Source organism: Streptomyces sp. NPDC059696 (genome assembly GCF_042733745.1).
Lineage (GTDB): Bacteria > Actinomycetota > Actinomycetes > Streptomycetales > Streptomycetaceae > Streptomyces.
Genome location: NZ_JBHWFG010000090.1, coordinates 1 through 2,458, shown reverse-complemented (window position 1 = coordinate 2,458; position 2,458 = coordinate 1). Strand labels below are relative to the sequence as shown.

Below are 2,458 nucleotides of genomic sequence, written 5' to 3'. Positions count from 1 at the left end.
CTGACGTGGCCGCAACCGCCCACTTTATAGTCCATGTCGATATTGCAGACACGAAGTCGGATGTCACGTACATCGTTGAGGTCTAGGACGTAGCTGTAGTCCCCGGCAGGAGTGTCATCCTCCGGGGCAGTCTGCCACTTGATCTCCTTCCATCTACCGGAGCGGTACTCGTACCCTGAGTACTGCAGCTCACCGTCGAAGACCCAGCTCTTACAGTCGGCCTCAGTCTCGATGTGGGCAGAGCCAGCGGTGTCATAGTTCGGCTTGCCGCCCCTGGTGCCGTCCTGCCAGTAGGTGTAGGTTCCGGCAGCAACCCAGCATCGTTGGTACGAGGCGCCAGAAAGCTCTGCGAGTTCGGCTGCCATCGCTGGTGCCGGGAGCAAGGCAAGGGGCGTGATGGCCACGGCAGAGCTGATAGCGAATGCGGTCTTCTTCGTTCGGAACACCGACACGGTCCTCCTCTTCGCCGTACATGTTGACACCGAGGCCAGCTCGTCTACCAAGGCAGCCTGAGCAAGGCAGCTTGACAGATTCCTGGCAAGGTGCATCCAGTAGGCGAGTCTCGCCGCGGCCTTCGTTCCGAACCAGCTCAAATCCAGTCAACAGCCCGAGGCTGCGTCTAGAGCCTCATGGCAGAAGGCGGACTCAACAACGCGAACGTCGACGGCATGCCCTCTGCTGACCGCTGGCTTCTTCCTCTGGTCTGCCCGATCCAAACGAAACCGCCTAGTGGAAGAGCCACCAGATGCCTACAGCGATGAGCACGACGGAGACCAACAGGGCCACTGGGCCGAGGCGCCGGAAACGTCGTCCTGCTCGCGGCGCCGAAGGTGCGGGCACCTCGCCGAATTCCATGCGCTCGGCTACATCCGGTGCCGATGGCCATGCGGTTTCACCGGCGTACCGTTCGACGACAGGGGGCTCAGGGACTCCCCAAACCTCCTGCCCATGTGTGCCCTGCCGGGTACGTTGCAAGTCGCCGTACCCCTCACGGCGCCAGCCGATCTCGGAGACGTCGGTGAACTCGACTGCGACTTCGCCCCACTGGTCGTTGCCGTCGTCCGGAATCTGCAGGGCGGGCAGAGGGAAAAAGTGTTGGCCTGGGTGGATGAGGGGTACTTGGCTGATCGCCTCGCCCCGCACAGAAATCCGCACGTCCTTGACGGGCTGATTGGAACCATTCTGAATCATGACCTGAGGGACGGCATAGCTTTCGTTCAGTGACGACGGCGATAGCACAACATGCCCACCGACCATGGATGCCTGATACCGGTCCCTCTCCAGGCGGGTACGCTCTTCCCTCTCCTGCCGGGCGCGCTCTGCCTGTTCTTGTCGCTCCTGCTCCTGTTCCCGATCGCGTTCACCCCTCAGCAGCTCCTCGGCACGAAGCGCGCTCTCCTGTGCCTCCTGTCGGACCTTCTGCCGGTGACCTGCGTATGTCAGCAGCAAACCCGCGGTACCGATCAGCAAGCTGAACACACCAAAAATGTTTTGCACCATGCCCGGACTCTGATCGACCGACCTTGCCATGTCAGCACGCAACCCCGACCGCGCGGTCGGCCGCTCACAGAAGTCACCCTGCCGCGTGAGGCAATGCTTCATCCTCACGGCTGCCCGATGCCGAATTAGCATCGGGCGTTCGTACCGCTCCCCTCCAGCTACTCAACTTGATTGGGTGATGTCGGGTGGCGTGGGCCATCGGTCACCTGCGCCGGTGACCGTCAACCCACATGGGTTGGCCCTCGGTGTGCATACTGTGACCGGCAGAGGACCGTCGTCCGACCGAACGAGATGGGTGGGGCGGATAGGCCACGGGCCGGGCCGGACGATCATGGAGACCAGTGGTGGATGCCGAGGAATGCTGGCGCCGCTACGGGCTCCGCCCTGTCGACGCGGCCCTCGACGAGATCCGTGCACTCCTCCGGGAGCACACGGCGCGTGAGCGACGCTCCCAGGGCGAGGGCGACACCGAGCTGATGAGGCTCTGCTGCTTCTATCTGTTCAACAGCGGCGACGTCGACGACGTGCTCATGATCTGGAGTGCGAAGCAAGCCAGCTTCGACGCAGCGTGCTCGATCGACATCGAATTCCTGCTTGGGCACGGGCTCGACGCGACGAAGGCCCACCTCTCGGTCAACCGTGCACCTGCTGCGGCAGCGGCTCTGGATCGACTGCGCGAGCTGGAGGCAGACGGTGAATTCGAGGGCTTCTCAGTGGAGGAGCGCTCCGCCTCCTACGACCGGTACTACGGCGACTGACGAATCTGCCGCGCCGGTCAGTCGTCCGTGATGAGGCCGGTGCCCGCAAGGCAGCCGTCGACGGAATCCGGGCGGTACTGGATCTGCTTGAGCCTGTGCTTCACGTCCCTGGTGATCTGGCCCAGGTCTGCTGCGGCGAAGTTGCCGATGTCGCGTTTGACCAGCGACCAGATGCCCTCCTGCGGATTCAGGTCCGGCGC

Annotated in this window: 3 protein-coding genes and 1 pseudogene; 1 reads left to right on the top strand and 3 read right to left on the bottom strand. The window is 63.1% G+C overall.

The features are described from left to right. Together ACFV20_RS36720 and ACFV20_RS36715 are read right to left on the bottom strand one after the other, a co-directional pair. The coding region (locus ACFV20_RS36720) for a hypothetical protein (protein WP_385665435.1) at positions 1-503 on the bottom strand (503 nt) is incomplete at its 3' end. A gap of 223 nt (positions 504-726) precedes the next feature. Continuing rightward, positions 727-1,500 carry a hypothetical protein gene (locus ACFV20_RS36715; protein WP_385665432.1) on the bottom strand — a complete coding sequence of 258 codons (774 nt, stop codon included), beginning with the start codon at positions 1,498-1,500 and terminating at the stop codon, positions 727-729. Between the two features lie 344 nt (positions 1,501-1,844). On the opposite strand from ACFV20_RS36715, the gene ACFV20_RS36710 reads away from it, so the two are divergent. Then, complete coding sequence (locus ACFV20_RS36710; RefSeq protein ID WP_385665430.1) at positions 1,845-2,258, top strand: hypothetical protein; 414 nt, start codon at positions 1,845-1,847, stop codon at positions 2,256-2,258. Positions 2,259-2,275: 17 nt separating this feature from the next. On the opposite strand, the pseudogene ACFV20_RS36705 reads toward ACFV20_RS36710, so the two are convergent. After that, positions 2,276-2,458 (bottom strand): annotated as a pseudogene (locus ACFV20_RS36705) (DDE endonuclease); the annotation flags it as partial.